Source organism: Bradyrhizobium sp. WSM4874, assembly GCF_055811835.1.
Genome location: NZ_JBVVPR010000014.1, coordinates 1 through 20,116 on the forward strand (window position 1 = coordinate 1; position 20,116 = coordinate 20,116).

The 20,116-nt window shown below is 58.2% G+C and carries 18 protein-coding genes and 2 pseudogenes; 12 read left to right on the forward strand and 8 right to left on the reverse strand.

Going from position 1 to position 20,116, the window contains the following annotated elements; translation table 11 throughout:
- Positions 1–477 precede the first annotated feature (477 nt).
- Positions 478–1,260, reverse strand: a complete 783-nt coding sequence (gene mddA / locus AC0L3P_RS16415; RefSeq protein WP_342761055.1) for a methanethiol S-methyltransferase — start codon at positions 1,258–1,260, stop codon at positions 478–480.
- 515 nt (positions 1,261–1,775) lie between these two features.
- Between mddA and AC0L3P_RS16420 the strand changes: the two genes are divergently transcribed.
- Both AC0L3P_RS16420 and AC0L3P_RS16425 read left to right on the forward strand, forming a co-directional pair.
- The gene (locus AC0L3P_RS16420; RefSeq protein WP_275171802.1) at positions 1,776–3,422 is read left to right on the forward strand and encodes a winged helix-turn-helix domain-containing tetratricopeptide repeat protein; all 1,647 of its coding nucleotides are present in this window, start codon (positions 1,776–1,778) and stop codon (positions 3,420–3,422) included.
- Positions 3,423–3,641: 219 nt separating this feature from the next.
- Positions 3,642–4,299, forward strand: a pseudogene (locus AC0L3P_RS16425) (tyrosine-type recombinase/integrase).
- A gap of 33 nt (positions 4,300–4,332) precedes the next feature.
- Here AC0L3P_RS16425 and AC0L3P_RS16430 read toward each other — a convergent pair.
- Entirely contained in the window at positions 4,333–5,319 is a 987-nt protein-coding gene (locus tag AC0L3P_RS16430; RefSeq protein ID WP_275171801.1) for an ABC transporter substrate-binding protein, read from the reverse strand.
- 89 nt (positions 5,320–5,408) lie between these two features.
- On the opposite strand from AC0L3P_RS16430, the pseudogene AC0L3P_RS16435 reads away from it, so the two are divergent.
- From AC0L3P_RS16435 to AC0L3P_RS16450, 4 genes and pseudogenes are all read left to right on the forward strand, one after another.
- A pseudogene (locus AC0L3P_RS16435) lies at positions 5,409–5,519 on the forward strand (tyrosine-type recombinase/integrase); the annotation flags it as partial.
- A gap of 179 nt (positions 5,520–5,698) precedes the next feature.
- The gene (locus AC0L3P_RS16440) at positions 5,699–6,601 is read left to right on the forward strand and encodes an alpha/beta fold hydrolase (protein WP_275171800.1); all 903 of its coding nucleotides are present in this window, start codon (positions 5,699–5,701) and stop codon (positions 6,599–6,601) included.
- Between the two features lie 171 nt (positions 6,602–6,772).
- The gene (locus AC0L3P_RS16445; protein WP_275171799.1) at positions 6,773–7,405 is read left to right on the forward strand and encodes a tyrosine-type recombinase/integrase; all 633 of its coding nucleotides are present in this window, start codon (positions 6,773–6,775) and stop codon (positions 7,403–7,405) included.
- A gap of 372 nt (positions 7,406–7,777) precedes the next feature.
- Positions 7,778–8,590: a Crp/Fnr family transcriptional regulator gene (locus AC0L3P_RS16450; protein ID WP_275171798.1), complete on the forward strand. Its 813-nt coding sequence runs from the start codon at positions 7,778–7,780 to the stop codon at positions 8,588–8,590.
- Between the two features lie 216 nt (positions 8,591–8,806).
- Here the strand turns inward: AC0L3P_RS16450 and AC0L3P_RS16455 are convergent, their stop codons facing one another.
- Both AC0L3P_RS16455 and AC0L3P_RS16460 read right to left on the reverse strand, forming a co-directional pair.
- Positions 8,807–9,604, reverse strand: coding sequence for an alpha/beta fold hydrolase (locus AC0L3P_RS16455; RefSeq protein ID WP_275171797.1), 798 nt, complete (start codon positions 9,602–9,604; stop codon positions 8,807–8,809).
- A gap of 339 nt (positions 9,605–9,943) precedes the next feature.
- Entirely contained in the window at positions 9,944–10,249 is a 306-nt protein-coding gene (locus AC0L3P_RS16460) for a hypothetical protein (protein WP_275171796.1), read from the reverse strand.
- Between the two features lie 458 nt (positions 10,250–10,707).
- On the opposite strand from AC0L3P_RS16460, the gene AC0L3P_RS16465 reads away from it, so the two are divergent.
- The 3 genes from AC0L3P_RS16465 to AC0L3P_RS16475 all read left to right on the forward strand — a co-directional run bounded on the left by AC0L3P_RS16465 (position 10,708) and on the right by AC0L3P_RS16475 (position 12,963).
- The gene (locus AC0L3P_RS16465; RefSeq protein ID WP_219681358.1) at positions 10,708–10,917 is read left to right on the forward strand and encodes a hypothetical protein; all 210 of its coding nucleotides are present in this window, start codon (positions 10,708–10,710) and stop codon (positions 10,915–10,917) included.
- A gap of 823 nt (positions 10,918–11,740) precedes the next feature.
- Entirely contained in the window at positions 11,741–12,190 is a 450-nt protein-coding gene (locus tag AC0L3P_RS16470) for a hypothetical protein (RefSeq protein WP_275171795.1), read from the forward strand.
- A gap of 143 nt (positions 12,191–12,333) precedes the next feature.
- Positions 12,334–12,963 (forward strand): lysozyme family protein, encoded by a 630-nt coding sequence (locus AC0L3P_RS16475; RefSeq protein WP_275171794.1) that lies wholly within the window; start codon positions 12,334–12,336, stop codon positions 12,961–12,963.
- Positions 12,964–13,349: 386 nt separating this feature from the next.
- Here AC0L3P_RS16475 and AC0L3P_RS16480 read toward each other — a convergent pair whose 3' ends face one another.
- Genes AC0L3P_RS16480 through ligD form a run of 4 tightly spaced genes read right to left on the reverse strand, consistent with a single transcriptional unit; the run spans position 13,350 to position 15,998 of the window.
- Complete coding sequence (locus tag AC0L3P_RS16480) at positions 13,350–13,487, reverse strand: hypothetical protein (protein ID WP_275171793.1); 138 nt, start codon at positions 13,485–13,487, stop codon at positions 13,350–13,352.
- Positions 13,484–13,795, reverse strand: coding sequence for a PIN domain-containing protein (locus AC0L3P_RS16485; protein ID WP_275171792.1), 312 nt, complete (start codon positions 13,793–13,795; stop codon positions 13,484–13,486). The genes AC0L3P_RS16480 and AC0L3P_RS16485 overlap by 4 nt, the downstream gene beginning before the upstream one ends.
- A 5-nt stretch (positions 13,796–13,800) precedes the next feature.
- A complete protein-coding gene (locus AC0L3P_RS16490; protein WP_275171791.1) occupies positions 13,801–14,295 on the reverse strand; it encodes a hypothetical protein in 495 nt (164 codons plus the stop codon).
- A gap of 5 nt (positions 14,296–14,300) precedes the next feature.
- A complete protein-coding gene (gene ligD, locus AC0L3P_RS16495; RefSeq protein ID WP_275171816.1) occupies positions 14,301–15,998 on the reverse strand; it encodes a DNA ligase D in 1,698 nt (565 codons plus the stop codon).
- Between the two features lie 576 nt (positions 15,999–16,574).
- On the opposite strand from ligD, the gene AC0L3P_RS16500 reads away from it, so the two are divergent.
- The 3 genes from AC0L3P_RS16500 to AC0L3P_RS16510 all read left to right on the forward strand — a co-directional run bounded on the left by AC0L3P_RS16500 (position 16,575) and on the right by AC0L3P_RS16510 (position 19,912).
- Positions 16,575–17,417 carry a sulfite exporter TauE/SafE family protein gene (locus tag AC0L3P_RS16500; protein WP_275171790.1) on the forward strand — a complete coding sequence of 281 codons (843 nt, stop codon included), beginning with the start codon at positions 16,575–16,577 and terminating at the stop codon, positions 17,415–17,417.
- 213 nt (positions 17,418–17,630) lie between these two features.
- On the forward strand, positions 17,631–18,734 hold the full coding sequence (locus AC0L3P_RS16505; protein WP_275171789.1) for a helix-turn-helix transcriptional regulator: 1,104 nt from the start codon (positions 17,631–17,633) through the stop codon (positions 18,732–18,734).
- A gap of 65 nt (positions 18,735–18,799) precedes the next feature.
- A complete protein-coding gene (locus AC0L3P_RS16510) occupies positions 18,800–19,912 on the forward strand; it encodes a S1/P1 nuclease (protein ID WP_473302943.1) in 1,113 nt (370 codons plus the stop codon).
- The last annotated feature ends 204 nt before the right edge of the window (positions 19,913–20,116 follow it).

A 20,116-nucleotide genomic window follows, 5' to 3' on the forward strand; every position in this document is an offset into this window, starting at 1 on the left:
CCAAGGCCGCGCTCTCACTCGCCTTCAATCAACGCTGCGACATGGTAGCCGCGACGGCTTTGCTCGCACCGGGCGCGCCCGCGTCACTGGAATCGGCGGTGCTGGCGTTCCTCAATAGCGACCGCATGTTGAAATGGGCCGAGATCGCGCTTGGGTTCTGACTCAAATCCAGTCGGCTTCCCTCGTGGCAGAACTACAGAATCCTCTACTGATGGTCGACCCGGCTGCGACTTTGCGCATCCTCAACGCAGGACCAGCGGAATGGCCCGCCCTGCATTGCACGTCCTGAAGCTCTCGCGATGGCTACCTGTTATGGGAATGGTGCAGTCGGGCCCGTTCAATCACCGCTACGGGTCAGGAGCGCCAATAGACGGACGGACCGTCGACAAGATCCGCGATTTCGGCTGAATGTTAAACCCGCCGCCGGCGCGGCAAACGGCCCGCTCATCGGCGGGCCGTTCGCACGATATCGCTCGATCAAAACAAACCGGGGAGCAGCATTGCGACCCGCTCGCGATACTTGCGGTACTCGTCCCCAAAGAAAGCGACCAAATCCCTTTCTTCCAACCAAATTCCGACAAAGATGTAGCCTGTCGTGACCGACGCGAAGAGCAAATGGCCGACCGTCATCAACGGAGTAGACCAAAAGGCGATGATGAAGCCGAGATAGATTGGATGCCGAACCAGTCGGTAGAGTCCAGGCGTCCTGAACTTGATAGGCTGGGCAACCCGTCCCATGAACTGCGTGATCACCTGGGTCAATCCGAACAGCTCGAAATGGCTGATCAGGAACGTGCTGTACAGCACGATGATCCAGCCGATGACGCCTCCTGCGGCGACGGCGCCGGCGATGACCGGGCCATCGATGCCCCACACGAGGGTGGATAGTGGTTGCCACTGCCAGAACAGCAAGATCAAGCTAAGACTCGCGAGCAAGACGAAGGTGCTGCGCTCGATGGCCGGAGAAAAGAAACGCGCGAAGAACGACTTGAAAGTGCGCCGTGCCATCCCGCTATGCTGCACAGCGAAGACCGACATCAACGCTAGGTCGATCATCAAGGCCGTGCTCCACGACCTAGTCGTGCCGTCGTCGATCGTCTTCGGCACCAAGACGCCCGTAACGAAGCCGATCGCGTAGAGAAATGTACCCAGAAAAACGGCATACGAGAGGAGGCCGTACACGAGGCCGAGCAATCGTGTCGCGCGAGATGGCCTAGCCGGAAAAGCGGAATTTTGATCGGGATGCAAAGTCATAGTCATGTGAATCTCCATCACTTCTAAAATTTATCTCGGGATGCGTGCGCTTCAGAGTCGTCGGCCGCTGCCTAGTCGTGCTGCCGCCCAAGCGATCAGCTGGTCGAGCGGACTGTAGGGAGTTAATCTCTGGACGAGGTGCGAACTCTCGGCTCGCCACTGCTGCCGCGTCACCGCATGCTTGGCCTGTTCGGCTATTGCGGCCGCGATCGCCTCGTTTGTCGCCCGCCTTAGCCGAGCGGCCACGACCAGAACGCGCCGCGACAGGGAAGGCTTCGGCTCGAAACGAAGTACAAGCAACGACGATCCGGGTCGGGCTGGTCGCTTCACGGCACAGAATTTGCCCGAAGCACGGGTGTAGTTTCGAGGTAGGCCGGTCATATGGCTTCTCCTGTTGAACGCCATTTCACCGGTCTGTAGATTGGTCTTGTCCGAACTGCTTGGTGGACTCCTTGAGGAAACTCTCATTTTTCCTTTGCTTGAGGATCGTTCGTCCGCCCGGCGGCTTGAGGAACATTGGTATGAAATACCGTTTCGCGGAATTCGAGATCGATCTGGGGCAGCATGAATTGCGCCGGCGCGGCTCGCCGGTTCATGCCGAACCGCAGGTTTTCGACCTTATCGTCCATCTCGTGCGAAACCACGACCGGGTCGTCAGCAAGGATGAGCTGATCGACAACATCTGGAATGGCCGGATCATCTCGGAAGCCGCGTTTTCGAGCCGCATCAACGGCGCCAGACGCGTGCTCGGCGACAGCGGCACCGAACAACAATTCATCAAAACTTTGCATCGCCGCGGCTTCCGCTTCGTGGGAGACGTCGAACAAGTGCCGAGCTCGGACGCCGATGCGGTCAAGCTCGTACCTGGCGAGGCCGTCGGCCCGGAATGTTGTCCGCCGAGTAATTCCGTTCACGCTGAGATTTCGCGGCTGGGCGACGTCGTTTCGGAGGCTGTCAAAGCTGAGGCGATCACCCGACCATGCATTGCCGTGCTCCCGTTCGAAAACATATCGAACGATCCCGAAAACGAATACTTCAGCTATGGGCTCACTGAAGACATCATCCGGCTACTCGCCCGAAACCGATGGCTTTCCGTGATCTCCCGCCATTCCACGATTGGCTTTCTGGGCGGCGCCGTCGACGCTCGCGAAGTGGGCGCGCAACTTGGTGCGACCTACGTCATGTCGGGAAGCGTGCGAAAAAGCGACGGCTCGGTGCGTATCGCCGCGGAACTCGCGAGAGCCGCGGACGGACAGCAGCTCTGGTCCGAAAAGTACGAATTTCAGCTGCTGAACATCTTCGACATTCAGGACGAGATGGCGCGACAGATCGCCGCCACGATCGAGCCCGAGCTGTCGAAAGTGGAACAGCAGCTGGCGGCCCGCAAGCCGCCGGAGAGCCTGGACGCTTGGGATTGCTACCAGCGCGGACTCTGGAATTTGTGGCGTTTCACGACGCCTGGCTTCGACACCGCGGAAGAATACTTTCAGCGGTCGATCGCGGCCGATCCGACTTTCGCGAGAGGACACGGCGCGCTCAGCTACGTGAACATTCAACGCTCTCTCTACGATGCGCCCGAAGCCCGGGGGCCTCGGCTAAAAGTCGCTTTGCATCAAGCCCGAACCGCCGTATCTCTCGACGAGCTCGATTGCTTCTGCCATTGCGCGCTCGGGCGTGCGCTATGCCTCACGGGGCGGAACGAGGAGGCGTTCGCGGCAATCGGCCTTTCGTTGGAACTCAATCCAAGCTTCGCACAAGGCTATTTCGCGCAAGGCTTCAATCTCCTGTGGTGCGGACGCGAGATCGAAGCGGAAACGCTGCTTGACCAGGCCACGATGTTGAGTCCACGCGACAGCCACCTGTGGAGCTTCCACCACACGCGTTCGTGGGCACACTTCTCGCTTGGAGAGTACGACATCGCTGCGGAATTCGCCCGCAGAGCGACGCGCCAAGCGAACGCCACGTATCGTGCCTATGCAACGTTGGCCGCTTCGCTCGGACGCCTTGGTGACTACGCGCAGGCAAACGCCGCTGTGGCAGAATTGATGGAGCGCAAGAGCGATTACACGACAGGAACCGCCGGACGAGAGCTCTTCTTCTGTAGGGACGCCCGGTTCTTGAACGACTATACGGAAGGATTGCGTTCGGCCGGCGTTCGCGACGACTGATTTGCGCAGTGCGTTGCGGCCAAGGGACGCGCCCGACGACCAGGCGCGTCCCGAGCTTCCGATTGCACGTCTGCTTCGGGGTCAAAATCGGTCTTCTCATCGCTCGAATTGGACGCAAGTACGTCTCCAATCGTCTGAAAGCGGAAGAAAAATCGGAAGGGCTCGGGGCCGAAAATGACCAGCCTCACGAGTTGAGGAGGTCAACATGAGACCGATAAGATAAGCGCTACCCCTGTCGTCTCGAAACACACTCCGTGGAATAAAGGAAGAATCGTCGGCGCAAAGCTGCCGCTCCGTCCAAAACACGTCTGGTCAATCCGGACCAAGCTCCAGGTCGGAGGCAGGATCCGCGAATTGGCGCTTTTCAATCTGGCCATAGACAGCAAGCTGCGTGGCTGCGAACGTCGTAGCATTGAAGGTCGATGACGTTGCGCCGGGCGATTATGCAGCCGACCGCGCAACCGTCCGACAGAAGAAGACCGGCCGACCACTCAAGTTTGAACTGACGGAATTGACCCGTCAGGCGGTCGATGACTACTTGCGGGTGACCGGAAAGAAATCTGGCGATTACCTGTTCACGGGCCGGCGGCGGACTCAACACATAACGACGCGCCAGTATGCCCGGCTCTTATCGCAATGGATCGCCGATATCGGTCTGGACCCGCACCTGTTCGGGACCCATTCCCTTCGTCGCACAAAGGCGACCCTAGTCTACCGGCGAACCGGCAATTTGCGAGCCGTCCAGCTCCTTCTCGGCATACCAAGCTCGGAAGTACGGTCCGATATCTCGGCATTGAGGGACGCCCTCGCGATAGCAGAACAAGTTGACGACTTGACTTTGGGGGTAGAGCAGACGCGCTCTGCTCTGCCTTCATAGACGGCTCCGGGCCATGAACAGACATCGCTCTGTTCATTCGATTAAATCGTCGGCCAACAACAGGAAATCGCGAGGGATTACCAGTCCCAGTTCTTTCGCGGTTTTCAGATTGAAGACGAACTCCAGCTTTGTCGGTTGCTCGACCGGTAGGTCGGCTGGGTTAGCCCCCTTGAGGATTTTGTCCACATACATGGCGGCGTGTCGAAACAGATTCTGCTGGCTCGCCCCATAGGACATCAGCCCCCCATCCTCCACGAACTCCCTCGCGGCGTACATTGCCGGGAGTCGGCTTATCGCCGCCAATTCCACGATGCGTTTGTGCTCAGCATATAACATCGGGCTAGGCAACAGAATGACAGCATCGGCGTGCTCTCGGGTGATTTTGAGAAAGGCGCCGTCGAGGTCGCCCGGACCAGCGGCTGGCACGAGTTGAAGCTGCATTCTTAACATCTGGGCCGCAGCCTCGGTCTCCTTCAGCATGCCATCCATCGTACGTTCACCGTATGCAGAAGGATGCCAGAGGGCGGTAACGCGCGAGAGTCCAGGAATGGCGCCGTTGAGCAGTTCGAAGCGTTTGGCAATCAGTTCTGGGCCAAGGAAAGTATTTCCTGTAATATTCCCGCCTGGTCGTGCGAGGCTGACGATCAATTCATCACCGACAGGATCGGCCATGCCGCCCACGACGATAGGGATTGTGCTGGTTGCTTGCTTCGCTGCGCGAGCTGGTGATGTACTCACCACGACAATAACTTCAGGCTTGAGCCGAACCAGATCAGCCGCCAATTGCTGGAATCGATCTGTATTCCAATCCCCATAGCGACGCTCGATCGCTATGTTCAGGCCTTCGGCGTAGCCAAGCTCCCGCAGCCCTTCGTAAAATCCAACTGCCGCTGGGCCACCCGTCGAGCCGGGGTGCAATAAGCCGATAACGGGAAGCCTTCTCTTCTGCTGGGCGTCAGCGGCGAGCGGCCATGTTACCGCTGCGCCGCCGATAAGTGTGATGAACTCGCGCCTCTTCATTGCAACCCCAAGGCTCAGGATTTGACATCTTAGCGGTTAAGGCGGGCACGTTGATAGGGCTAAACCGGGATCGAAGTCGGCACTGTCGCCTGCGAGCCGTACAGCTCCTTCTGGGGCATACTGAGATCGAGAGTACCGTTCGATATCTCGGCATCGAGGTCGACGACGCCCTCGTGATAACAGAACAAGTTGACGTCTGACTTCGGGGGCAGAGCAGACGGGCTCGGTGCGGCCCTCACAGAGGCTCCGGGCCATAACTCTCTTGAGTCAAGAAAGCTATGCGCCCTTGGGTTTATGGCTTGCTACCATGCGCCTTTAGGATAATTATGCTTGCCGCAAGCCTGATCCTCTCGGAGAACTGCCTGAGGAGGGATTTGAAGTGCGGCGCGTCGTGGTGTCGTTTCTATTTGCCGCGTGCACGAGCGCACAGCTGTGGGCACAAGAGGTTAAGCCCCACTGGCCGATTCCCCCGGAACGGAAATGGGAAGTAATCAACGGATATCCCATGGCTTACCGGGCTGCGGGCGAGGGTACGTCCATCGTTCTGGTGCACGGGTCAACGGCCGATTACCGCATTTGGGACGTCCAATTCAGAGTTTTTGGCGCATCTTACCGCGTGGTTGCGGTTAGCCTAAGGCACTCTTATCCGGAACGCTGGGATGGCGCCGGCACCGATTTTTCGATCGAACAGCACGCTCAGGATGTTGCTGCGCTGATCGAGAAATTGAACCTCGGGAAGGTGCACCTCGTCGGGCATTCCCGGGGTGGCGCTGTTGCAGTCGAGGTAGCGAAATCGCACGCCGACCTCATTCGAACACTGGTGCTGCCGGATGGCAGCATCGAGATGTTGGTGCCTGAGACTGCCGAGGGCAAAGCAGCCGGAAATTTCACAAAAAAGGTGATTGGGACCCTCCAGGAAAACCTGAAAGCAGGAGAACCAGCCAAAGCTGCGGAGGTCTTCGTTGATATGTTGAATGGCCCTGGCACATGGCAAAAGTTTCCCGAACCAACGAAGCAGATGTTTCTGGCAAATATTTACACGGCTTTGGGGGACAAAGACCGCCCGATCAGCACATGCGCCGACGTCAAGAAATTTGATTTTCCAGTGCTGTTCATGACGGGGGACAAGAGTCCCAAGAAGTTCGAGTTTTTTTACAATGAAATGCGCAAGTGTCGGGAGTTTCCTGCAACGGTCGTGATACCAAATGCAGGGCACGGTATGCAGAGACAGAATGCTGAGGTCTTCAACAAGGTCACGTTGAATTTCCTGTCGAAGCATTGATGTCGCGTTGACTGACTGCCCTCGAACCGAACGATGGCGGCTCCGGGTCATAATCGGTCTTGTCATAGATCGAAATGGACACAAGTACGTCTCCAATCGTCTAGAAGCGGACGCGGTATCGGAAGGGCTCCGGGCTGAAAATGACCAGCCTCACTAGCTGAGGAGGTCAACATGACCGATATTCCAAGCACCATCCCTGCTGTCTCGAAACACGTTCCTTGGAACAAGGGCAAGATCGTCGGCGCAAAGCCGCCGCTCCGTCCGAAGCACGTCTGGTCAATCCGAACCAAGCTCCAGGTCGAAGGCCGAATGCGCGATTTGGCGCTGTTCAACGTCGCCATCGATAGCAAGCTGCGCGGCTGCGACGTCGTAGCCTTGAAAGTCGATGATCTTGCGCCGGGCGGATATGCCGCCGACCGCGCGACTGTCCGACAAAAGAAGACCGGCCGGCCCGTAAAATTTGGACTGACGGAATCGAGCCGGCAGGCAATCGACGACTACCTGCGACTTACTGGCAAGAAGTCAGGAGAATACTTGTTCACTGGCCGGCGGCGGAGTGGGCATATGACGACCCGCCAGTACGCCCGACTCCTATCTTACTGGATCGCTGATATCGGACTGGACCCGCACCTGTTCGGGACGCATTGCCTTCGCCGGACCAAGGCGACCTTGATCTATCGCCGAACCGGCAACCTGCGAGCCGTACAGCTCCTTTTGGGGCATACCAAGATCGAGAGCACCGTCGGATATCAAGGCATCGAGGTCGACGACGCCCTCGCGATAGCAGAACAAGTTGACGTCTGACTTCGGGGGTAGAGCAGACGTGCTCTGCGCTGCCCTCACAGACGGCTCCGGGCCAACTGCGGACCAACGCAACAAGCCTTGCGCGAGAAATAAGCCTTGTTGACCTTATCGAGCACGCGATCCGATGCACCTTTGCCGGATTTACAAGACACCGATAGTGAACAGTTTCACATAGTGCGGCCTGGGGTCGGGGCTAAGGTGAGATATCCGCGAAGCAGAAGTCCTGCGGGCGACACATTTTTCGATTGTCCGCAGAATACATTCCTTGATGAAACTTGAGATCACTAATTTCAGGGAGCTTCTATTCGACTTTGATTATCAGTATCCGGAATACCGGACGAATGCCGACCGCTTTGAGCGGAGGATGATCCGATGGGGTCCAACAGTGCAGCTTCGATATCAGACCGCATTCTTGATACGGCGGCGGATAATCTCAGGATCGCAAAGATTCTGGTTCAGATGGGTCTCGATCCGAACAACATCACCTACGACGGACTACTGAACCGGCTGCTGGAAATTGTGCTGGCCAACATCACGCTTGCCAATATGTTCGCCGTGGTTGGCGCGATCTTTCTTGTCGCTACCTTGCTGATGCATACAATCGTGCCACTGCGCATTACGAACATGCTCGGCTGTATGTTCTTCGTTGCCTATGGCGCGCTCTCGGGAAATGTCGGGGCTTTCATCCTCTATCTGCTCTTGCTGCCGATCAATGCAATCCGCCTCCGTCAAATACTCAATCTGATCAAAAGGGCACGTGTTGCCACGGAAGGAGATACCTCATTGGAATTGCTCAAACCGTTCATGACTGAGCGGAGATATCGCCGGGGGGACAGATTGTTCAAGAAGAATGATGCAGCTTCCGAAATGTTTCTAACGGTCACAGGAACGTTTTTGGTCAAGGAAATTAACGTCGAGCTTCCGCCGGGACGTCTCATGGGCGAACTCGGTTTCCTTACTCCCAATCAGCGGAGAACCGCTACCGTTGAATGCATCGAAGACGGGCAAGTGATGACCATTACTTATGAAAAAGTGCTCGAGATTTTTTTCCAGAATCCACAATTCGGCTATTACTGTCTTGTGCTGACCAGCCAGCGCTTGCTTGAGAACATATCGCGGCTGGAAGGAATTATCGCACAAGGAAAGGCGGCCCGGCAGACTCTAGCCTCGGATGACATGGCTTAACCCTTAGCCCTTGATGTCCCGCACTTCTGTAACAGGACATCCCGACGTAGCGAAGGTCTCGCGATGCAACGACGTGCGGTCTGCGTGACAAGCGGTCCTCGCCGGCTGCGCACCGCGGGATACGCCCAAAACCGGACATGGCCAGAGGCTGCTTCTATGGCGCACGACAATGCAGGTTCGAGGCTCGCCGACGTGAGGGCCTTACAGCACGCGCACTTACGTGGGCTGCGACACGATTGTTTGCAGCAGCTGCGTAAGTGCTACAGGCGCGGTTATGTGCGCTGAATGGCTGGCGTCGAGTTCGTAGTAACGCCAATTGCGATCGTTTTTTGCGCGGTCGGCAAATGGTCGGAAAGGATCCGCAGGAGTTACGCGCGTGAGATAGATATAGCTACGCGGCAAGGACAGATCCCCACCGTGCATCTTCAGCGGCTGCTCGAAGCACTTGATGGATTGGGGGAGCCGGCGTTCAGAAATCCACTTCACGTCGGCATCCGATGTGTCAGGCGGAATGGGGTTCGATGGCACCCGCCAGCCATCGCCCGCCTTCGCGAGCTGCTGCATGCGCTGCCGTGCCATCGGGGGCCCTGCGTCCATCAGAGATTGTCCATCCGTTGGCACAAATGCGTCCAGATAAACCAATCGAGTGATACGGTCTCGCGCCCGGTCGGCAACCCCCGTTGCGACCAAGCCACCGTAGCTGTGGCCGACTAGCACAATGTCGCGCAAGTCTTCGTATTTGATGACCGCCAGAACATCCTGAATATGGGTTTCAAGATCGTTTGACGGGCTGGCTAGGTGCTCCCTCTCGCCGAGACCTGTGTAGGTCGGAGTGACCAGGCGATCGCCGCTGGCGGCCATTAGCGGGTGCATCTTCTTCCACGACCATCCCGCAGACCACGCACCCGTACAGACTAAGAATGTTGTTCCAGAAGTCTGCGCGATGGCCGGCGCGGCCGTTGCAACAATGGCGGTGGTTGCGACGGCTGCTTCCAAGAATTCTCGACGTTTCATCGTCTTCCTCCTTGCAATGAATTTCCTGTGGTGGAACTGGTGTCGTCAGTTCAGTTCGCGCGTGCAGCCACCTGACATTCCAATCTCCGAAACTAACCAACTATGAAAACCAGGGCGACGGTCGGCCTACACTTAACACGTGCAGGCTTATCGCGTAACACCCTTTCGGGCGTCGTGCCGGGAGCTTGAGGTCCGCTGCGGGTCACAAGCTGACGGCTGCCGGGCTTCGCGCAACGTCGGCAACGGGCCCAAGAGCCGACGTTGGCGAGCGCGTTGCTAGGACTAGTTCGGGGTCTGGCTTTCCAACCAGCTTCTCTATCGGCACCGCGAGCGATGCAATCAGTTGGAGCGCCGGGAACGGGAAAACTTGGAGGCAGCAGATACGATCCTGTCGTAGGCTTCGAGCGCAGCGTCGGTCGATAGTACGATCATTTCTCGGAACCGCGCATCGCTCACCTGCGTGAAGCTTTGGCGTATGGCTTCGGCGAGTTCACCATCGCTGACAGATGGTCCCTTGGGGGTCGTTCGCCCCGTAAGCTGATTGAACAAATTCAGCCGGTAGGTGTCTGCTGCGACTTGCACGGCCCGGTCGTGCAGGTCGTCCACCTTGCGCATCTTTATCGACTGCTTGGAAAGGCTAAACATTTCGGTCAGAATATCCGCAAACTTCCCAATTTCAAGTACGTGAGGTTCTCATCGTTCCTGAGAGCCGGCTATTCTTACTGAACAGGCAGTCAGCGAAAGATGTACCTAGATCGCCTACGGGCCAGATGCATCGCCGGCCCACGGTGACGTGTCGGCGCTGTCGTGCAAGAGCAACCACACGGGGCGAATCCGTGAAGAAGGCGGCTGCCGCTTCCCGCTCGATTCCGCCCTCAATCAACAACATCCGAAACACATCGTGACTGAAGTAATTGCATACGCAGCAATTTGACGGCGGCCGGGGCTTGCTTCAGTTCGTTCCGTATCCGGAACGAACTGAAGGAAAGTCGCTGGCGTTGCAGATTTACAACCCGCACAGCCGACCGAAATACTAAGCTCGGCCATTGAGACAACCGAAACATGTTTCATTCTTAGTTCAATATGGTCAGCGTGGACGAACGATGTTTGATGTCTATCGCAATGACAAGCGCGGCTTGCTCGTTCTAAGTACAGGCTCTGCCGTACCTGCGCTTTACTCTGCACATACCTGGCGCAAGAGCAGAAAACGAGTTCTCAAGGTTAGCAACGAAATCAAGTCAGCCGTTCAGGCACAAGGCTATTACATCCGCAGCCTGCGGGCCACTAAGGAACGAATGATCTACGTCAAGTAGACCGGCGGCCGGTGTTCCCCATTGCAAATCTCTATGACATCGGCAGGAGCCAACGGACAAGTCTGTTTGGTTGGTTGGGACTGATCGCCGCTTGCTCGGGTTCGAACAATGACCGCCAACGTGACCGCGCGCTTTCCGACGGAGGTGAACGCTCGAGGCCGGTGATGTCCCAGGGTGGAAGGTCGACGCAGCAGCCAGCGGCCCTCCTACCCTGAATGCCCAGTAACCACCATTTCGGTTCCAGCGAATTATTTGCCATCCGGACGAATTTAGCGCTAAAAACTTCGACACTGGGGCTGGCCCGATATTCTACTTGTCCATTTTGACCCGGTGCTTTCCACCGCGTGGACCGGCGGCCTCGCTTAGAAGTCTCAGATAACCTGCCGACGGTTTGCAGTGATCGCTCACGAATCCGTAGCTCACACTTACGTCCTGCCAAGCTGCCAGAGTCACTGCGGACATGTACGTCCGTCCGCCGTCCCCTTGCTGGGTTGAACCAACGCACAGACGCACACCTCCCCGCTGCAACATGCAGTCGCGAACTTGCCAGGGCGTAGTGAGGACGAGACGGCGTCGAGCTGGGGTTCGGTGACATTTTCGAGGTGAGAAGCCGCCGGCGCCACATCGGGTTTGACTATCCCCTTCACTCGGCGAGTTCGCATGATCCGCGTTAACCCTGTCTTTGATCTTCTCCCATAGCAGCGCTTCCCGGTTCACCTCTGCCGCTAAGCGGCCTTATTACACCTTTGCAATCCGTTCTTGATTTCTGGAGCGCATTTCTAAGAGGATTTGAGTTTTTCTCGTGCGGAGAGCGTGAAATCAGATGAGAGTGGCTCTCTTCCTAATTGGCCTCGGTACACTCGCCGTGATGGAGCTCGAGGCGCCGCCGCGCATCACAGACCCTGTGAACGAGCCGCTGGCACTGGCAACGGTCGGATTACGTCCCTCACACGATACACTGACCAAGGCAGACCGGCTCGACATTCCGCAATTCGACGCGTCGCCGCAGCCGCTTTCCTCGAGCGAACTGACGCATCCGCCGGACCACATTGCGATCGTTGCACGAGCACATTCGGAGATCGTCGAGCAGAAAGGCAACGCAAGCCGAAAATCCGCGATCATGCTGCCCAGACCTCGGCCCCGGCACAGAATTTCCAAGGCAAGCGCAGGCGCCAGTCGCGCTAAACCAGTCGCGGAGGCGAAGCCGTGCCTGTCAGGTGCCTTCGATGGCGTTTTTAAAGCATTAAACCTGCAGACGCGATGCCAGACCTAGAGCACGGATTCCTCTACGTTGGGACGACAGCCGATGGCAACCCGCGGCTCCCGCCGCATGTGTCAGAGCAAATACGCCGCGACGAGGAAATCCGACCGCCTCGCCCCGACGAGCGTGGATCCGTTGTCGCCGCGCGGAAGTGGTTGTCCGCGGAATTCATCACGCTCGTTGTTGGACTGGCAATCGGCCTGGCTTTCGTCGCAAGTTTCGTCCTGTTTCGCGATGCTCAATTGAAGGGGAAATCGATCGACAGAGCGGCTGCGAAGGCATTGGTCGAGCGCATTATCATAGCCGAGTCCAACGGTGACCCGAATGCAAAGAACAAGCGGTCGAGCGCCACCGGCGCCGCCCAGTTTCTCGATGATACGTGGCTCGAAGCCGTTCGAAGGCACCGACGCGATCTGATCCAAGGCCGCAGCGACAAGGGAGTCTTGGACCTGCGGGGAAATGCCGAGCTTACACGCGACATTGCCGCACGGCTGGTCGAGGAACATGCCGCGATGCTGACCAAGCGCGGTCTGCCCGTGACGCCCGGTTCTCTCTACCTTGCCCATTTCGCGGGACCGGCGGGCGCCGTCGCGCTATTATCCGGGGCAGAAAGTGCCGACGCTGCTTTAGTTATGGCCGCCGCTGACATGACGGGTCGGACCACACGCGAAAAGCTGGTCAACGCCAATACGTTCCTCAAGGCGATGACAGTCGGCAATATCAAGAGCTGGGCCGATCGCAAAATGGCGGCGGGCACTCGGCTTGGCCAAGAGCGGCTCAGGTAACTGGCGATTTTGGGGTCGCGAAGCTCTCGGCCATAAGCCAGTTTGAGTATCCGGACGCGAAAATAGCACCCAGACCGACCGGAAAGGCTCCGATACTGCTCCGGTCGAGCAGCTAAGCCACTCGCGGCAGCAGGTTAGTGAGGAGAGACGATAGCCGCCACGCCAAAGGCCACCACGCAGGCGGCTGCTAATGACCACAGTGTTATCCTGATCTCTCTAGGCACGTCCGGTAATTCCGGAGCTGGAGCCGAGTTCCAAGGGGAAGCTTGGGTCCTGCAGAGCAGTATGCCAAGTCCCGTCGACTGGCCAAAAAAGACGGCCTCAGGACGGGGCGGACCTGAGGCCGAGGATACCTTCCCTATTCTCCTCAGGCGTTTACGCAAAGCTTAGCCCAAGGCCACGTTCCAACGGCTGCGGCCTTCGCTCAGGATCTGGAACGGTCGCTTGCGATCGCGGCGGGGTCGGTACGCGGCGAAGTCCGGGTTGAAGGTCGCGGCTTGGGTGATCCCGATGCGCTCCATCATCGCAAAACTGGTCCGATCAACGAAGGAAAAGCCTCCTCGGGAGAGCTCGCCTGTGTCTCCGCAGCCGCCTCCAGATCGGCGCGGACAATGGGTTGGATCCGAACTCCGCTGTCACGCAGCCGGTCCCAGAAGATCTCCGCAATGTCGCTGCCGAATTGGGCTTTCAGAAGCTGGCATGTCTCGACCAGCACCAGGTCCGTGGTGAGGTGCCGCTCGATGCTCCAAAGAATCGACTTAGCGCGCTCATTCTGAGCATCCCGCTTGGCAGTCGCGACGAACCATACCGTTGCGTCGACGAAGGCACTCATGCGCGTCACTCCTGAACCGGATGCTCCCAAATCTTGCCCGTCGGATCGTTCTGCTCAACCCACTTTTCCGCACACGCTTGCGAGGCAAAGAGCCTGACCCAATCGACGTCCCCAATGTCTCTGGAATCCGGATCGTGCGAGTGGAGCCAAACCGATCCTCGGGCCCGACCGCCTTCCACTTCGTACTCCCAGGCTACGCCTTCGGGGTCGTTTTCCTTGAACCACCTCTCGGCGACGTCGGCAGATGCAAACACCTTCACGCAGCCTGGATCCTCCATGATGGGCGGTGCGCGGTCGTGATAGTCGAGGTACAGCCATACGGTTCTACCGTCGCGGCGAGCTTCATCATGGCTGCGGACCACCTCGTTCACCCTTTGCCGGTCGGAGCGATCGGCCTCAGGCAGCGACATCACCGCGGCGTATAGTTCGGCAGGAATGCTCCGCCTGTCGCCCGGAGGTTTGTGGCGCCATTCCAGCCATTGATCGAATGCATCCGACATGCGGCTCACCTCCTTGGCTTGACGCGGAATGGACTGTCGATGGAGAAGGCATCCGGCGCGATCCCGCTCTCGATGCGCTTCCAGGTCACGGGCGCTGCGATCGGAAATCCCTCCCGGGCTCGCGGGGAATAGGTGCCGATCGCGGTGGTGCCGCGGCCGTTGCGCAGATAATCGAGGAAGATGCGGCCGCGGCGTTTGGCCTGGGCGGACAGGATGTATCGATCGGGGTCGCGCGCTGCGCAAGCGGCCACCAGCTGATGCGCCACCCGATGCGCCTCGTCGTGCAGCACCGGCTGATCCAGTGGCGCCATCAGATGGACTCCTTTGCCGCCGGTGAGCTTGGGCCAGGTCTCGAAGCCCTCGCGTTTCATCAGCGTGCGCAGAGCGAGCGCGGTCTCCACGACGGCATCCCAGTCGACGCCCTCTCCGGGATCGAGATCGATCACGATGCGGTCGGCATGTTCGAAGTCCTCGACGCTCGCATTCCACGGGTGCAGCTCGACCGCCCCGATCTCGACGAGACCGAGAAAACCGTCCAGGCTGTCGACCCACAGACGCGTTCCCTGCCCGCCCTCGCGCTTCTGAATCCGGAGCTGGTGCACGGCGGCCGGAATGTCCTTCGGCAGCGGCCCCTTGTGATAGAAGGTCGTGCCGTGCACGTGACGCACCAGCTTGAGCGGACGATGCCCGAGATACGGGACGGCCTTCTTCCATGCCCTGCGCCAGTAGTCGGCGAGTTCTTCTTTCGACGGCACAACGGCGTCGGGCAGAAGCTGCAGGATGTTCTCTCGGGGGACGCCCAGCTTCGGCCGGCCGGCTACGGACGGCACAAGCCGCGGCGCCTTGACCTTGCGCACCCCAAGATCATCGCGAAAGCCCTTGAACACGGCTTCACGAAGCAGGCCATCATCGGTCAGCGCGCCATACTGGACCTCGATGTCCAGGGTCGGCTCGACCCAGGTCGCCTTCGGCTTTTTGACCGCCACGTCGAGCGGAGAAGTCTTGCGGATCAACGGATCAAGCCGCTCGCGCAATTCGCGCGCCGTCGTCTCGGTGTAGCCGGTACGCACCTTGCCGGCATAGAGCAGCTTGCCGTTCTCGCGCCGGCCGACATAGAGCGAGGCCACCTTGCGCGGTCGCGCGCCCAGCTTCTCCACGAACGCGATGATCGGAAAGGTCTCGCTTTTCTTGCACTTGAGCTTGATCCAGCTCTCCTGCCGCCCCGAGCGATAGGGCTCGCCGAGCCTCTTGCCGATCAGGCCTTCCAGCCCCAGCTGGCACCCTTTTTCGAAGATTACGTTGCCGTCGCCCGCAAGCGCCTCGACGTACATGAACGTCTCGGGCGCGCCCTTCAGAAGCCGCTGCAGTAACCGCTTGCGTTCTTCGTACACGACGCCACGCAGGTCATAGCCGTCGAGGTAGAGGAGATCGAAGGCGTGGTAGCGCACGCGCTCGCTTTGCTTAGGCCCGAGCTCCCTCCTGAGCTGCTGGAAATCCGGCAGGCCGCCACTGCCGTACACCACCGCTTCCCCGTCAATGATCGCGCTGTTTGCCTTGAGCAGGCGGGCGCCGGCTGCGATCGAGGAGAACTGTTCGGTCCAGTCCAGGCCCGTACGCGAATAGACCTTGGCGTCCTCACCTTGCAGATGCAGCTGTGGCCGAACTCCTCGGTTCGAAGAATTCTGATCGTGATCGGAGCTAATTGGCCACGAAGTGCACGCGCAGAAGACCTTTATGATAACCGTCGGGAGCAGGCTTGCCTGCCAGCATCGCGATGCCAACAGCCAGCCCCCCAGTCAGTAGCAAAAGACGAACGATAGATGGTGAGTGCATAATAACGACACTGAGTAGAGCTGGATTGAAAGGAGAAGTTTCGTGAACTGATTGCCGCGAGTGACTGCATGATGCCGATCTCGGTGCGACGAAAAGATGACAAATCAATATTAAACCAGAAAAGAAGCAGCAGGTTGCATTCCCTCGAATTGCAATTGTCCGGATTGTGCTCAAATAAAAACGTAACGCGCATTTTTAAGTCGGCCAGGTGAGTAAGCAATGAGCAGCCTTGCGATACGTCGCCAAGCCATTCAATTCAAAAGTGTTCCGCGATTTTTCACCCGATCGGATGACGTCTCGCCCCTATGCGCAAGCTACGTTGCGATTCAATAAATGTTCGACAATCGGCGGCTGTCGTGAATTGGTTCACACGCGCCTGGTCCTGTTACAGCTAGATTGCCGTTTATATCGCCGACGATGGAAGCATTGCTGTTCGGAGATTTCTCATGCGGCCCGCGGATCAGAAAGCGGCTTCAGTGTTTTCCGTGCTTCGGCCATTTCCTGCGTTCGCAACGGTCTGTCTGTTGCTGTTCGTTTTGACGCTTACCGTTCCGAGCACGATGGGAAGTATTACCAGCAACGCAGCTTCGTGGATTGTTCTGTTCTCGGCGCTGCTTTCAAGTATTGCCGGCTTCGCGTTCTCACCCATCGCTGGTGCGCTCCTCTTTCCTCTTCTTGGCGAGCCACTCTCAGTGGTCCAGATTCTGCTGGTAAGTTCGATTGCGCAGCAACTCTACTGCGTGTGGCGCCTTCGTCTAGGAATCCGGCTTGGGGAATGCGGACCATATCTCCTCGGGAGCGTAGTTACATTACCAATTGGGCTTCTTCTCCTCTGCAAGACGTCGGCGTCCACGTTTCTGCCGTTCCTTGGTGTGCTGCTTATTTCATACGGAGCGTTTGCAATCTTCAAGCCGGATGCACGTGCTGGCGCCAACGGCTGGTGGGGACAGGTGGCAGTCGGCGCACTGGGTGGCATCACAGGCGGACTTGCCGCTTTTCCTGCCGCGTTCGTCACGATGTGGTGTCTTATTCAGGGCTTTGACAAACACCGCGCCCGCGCGATTATTCAACCCTTCATACTGGTCAACCAGGTATTGTCGCTATCCTTTCTGATGGCAGTCCGGCCTGAGCAGATAATGCCTGTCGGCGCAATACGCTATGCGGCACCCGCGGTTGTTGGCGCATATCTGGGCCTCTTCATTTTTGAGCGGGTCGATACTTCTACGTTCAATCGCATTGTGGGGCTGTTCCTGATTATTGCTGGACTGGGATTCGTCATTTCGCTCTAGGCCTTTTGGAGCATTGCTGATGCAAAAATATCCTCACGACCTCACCACCGAGGAGACACGCGTTACCCGCAGATGGCGCCTTGCTGCCGTCGGCTTCTACGGATCCTTGCTGGCGCTGATTGTGGCCCTCTCATTCGTACCCCGCGGGGATGTCCAGCTTGCGCGCTCGGACCCCGCAGACCATGCCCAGGGGAAGTAACGTCGGCCCTGCAGATGGAACACATTCTGGACTTGATCTACGACGCGGCGGGCGAGCACGAGCTGTGGCCCGCCATCTTGACATCAATCGCAGATCTGACCGGGAGTGAAGGGGGGATACTATTTGGCCAATCCCTCGCGGCCGAGCAGGTCTATTTCGATTACAACGGCCGGTTAGACCAGGAGTGCAACAGGGTCTACCAGGAACGCCATATGCAGAATGCCTGGTCGCTCGCCATGGAAGACAAGCCCGTCGGCCGTCTTGTGTTGTCCGATGACGTCGTTCCTTTGAGCAGCCTTCAGGAGTCCAGCTTCTACCAGGAGGTGCTCCATCCGCAGGGCATCGGTCACAATGCGATGATCGCCCTTGCGGCCAAAGACGATTTTCGGGTCGCCTTCAACATCTGCCGGAGCAGAAGCCGCGGCGAGTTCGATTCAGGAGACCGCAGTACACTTGAGGCGCTTGCGCCGCACCTCCGGCGCTCCGTCACGCTGGGCTTCCGTCTCAGGAGCTATTTGGCCCTGCGTAATGCCGCATTTGACGTTATCGACAAGCTGGCTGACGGTGTTGTCGTCATGGGCCGACGCGCACAAATACTCTTTGCGAACGGGGCAGTTCGCCACCTGGAACTTGAGGGCACTCTCAAGCTCTCCCCCCTGGCCACATGGTCCCCAGCGCACTCGCGACGTCTGGCCAGCCTCGTGAGGTCAGCATTGGCAGGTCGTGCGGGCGGCACGATGAGTTTGCCGTCAGCGGACGGGAAGCGGCTCCTTGCTGTCGTGATTGTGGGATTGAGAGGTGTTGAGGCCAGCACTCTCGATGAAGCCGGGCTTTCCAATGCCGCTTGCGCGGCCTTCATAATCGATCAGTCCCGACGAAAGAGCGCGAACGCGCAGCAGTTGATTGATGGTTATGGGCTGACCTGGGCGGAAGCGCGCGTCGCGGTCAGAGCGCACGGCGGCGGGACCACAGCGGAAGCAGCAATCGATCTTGGTTTGTCACCAAATACCGTGAAGACCCACCTCAGACGCGTTTTTGCCAAGACCGATACGAGAGGTCAGGCGGAGCTGGCCGCGCTTCTTGCATCAATTAGTATTGTGAAAGGTAAAGAAGGCTGAGAAGCCGAGTTCTGTTTGTGGCAGAACACGCCTGTCAGATGCGATCGAAAGGGATTGGGACGGGCGTGCGTTTTAATCTCAGTGTGAAAATGGGCTATTCGTACGTACACCGCTTCCCGCCAATCGCGCCTTTTCGTCATTCAGATTTCACACTCTGTTTGATCATGGGCAGGAAGCAAATCGATCACCACGTCCAGGTGGCTCAAGAGGATATAGGAGGCAATATGCTGTTGCGCCAAGTAGTCCAGATCACGGCACTTGCCTTCTGGCTCGCTTCTATTGCCGCGCCGGCCAATGCTTGGTGGGACGCAGGCCACATGCAAATAGCCTACACGGCTTATAAGAAGCTCGACCCGCCCGTGAAAGACAAGGTCGACGTACTTCTCAAGCTCAACAAGGACTACGCAAAGTGGACGGCGGGAGCGCCTGACGATCGCACCGGGAAGATCTATGCCTTCGTGCGCGCAGCCACCTGGGCTGATGATATTAAGACCAAGGACTATAACTACACCCGCGATAAGGTTGAGAGCGCAACCGCCGGGCAGAACATTGGCTATGCCGACAAAAACCAGCATGCCTACTGGCATTACAAGGACACTAATTTTTCGCCGGATGGCACGCCGCTGCCGCCGCCTGATGCAGTCGACCTGGTTAGCCAGCTCAAGCTTATGATCGCGGCACTTCCGGCATCGTCCGGCGCGCCGGACGACGTGCGCTCGTATGATCTCGTCTGGATGCTGCATCTGGTCGGTGATGCGCACCAGCCGCTCCATGCGATCGGCCGCTATACCCGGCAAATTCCAAAAGGGGACGCGGGCGGTAATGCCGAGCAGGTAATCCCGGCAAACGGTGAGGTGGTCGCGCTGCATGCCTATTGGGACAGTGTCTTTGGCGGGTACGTCTCGCCTTTCGGGGCAATTTTCGACGCCGATGAAAAGGATGGTCTCGCGCATATCGCGGTGAATGAGACTTCGTCACAGATCGCCGACCCCCAGGCCTGGATCGACGAAGGCGCGGAACTCGCCAAACAATATGCCTATGCACCGCCGGTCAGCCTGGGACCCAATCCCGTACTTCTTACGCGCGAGTACGAGACCAATGCCCGCAACATCGCGCGGAGCCAGGCGGCGCTGGGAGCCGCGCGGCTCGCGCGTCTTCTGAACGATGCCTTGAAATAGCGCGCGGTCCCGTACGATATTCGGATTCTACAAGTACTAGAAGCCGCTCATGATTTGGACGCAGTACGATTTAGCAGGGCTGCAGCACGGCTCGGCGGAGAGGCCGCCGTGATCCGGGAAATCTTCGATCAGTTCGTCAACTGCCGGAAATCCTACAGCGACATCAGTCGCCAACTGAACGCGCGGGCATCGCCAATCACAACG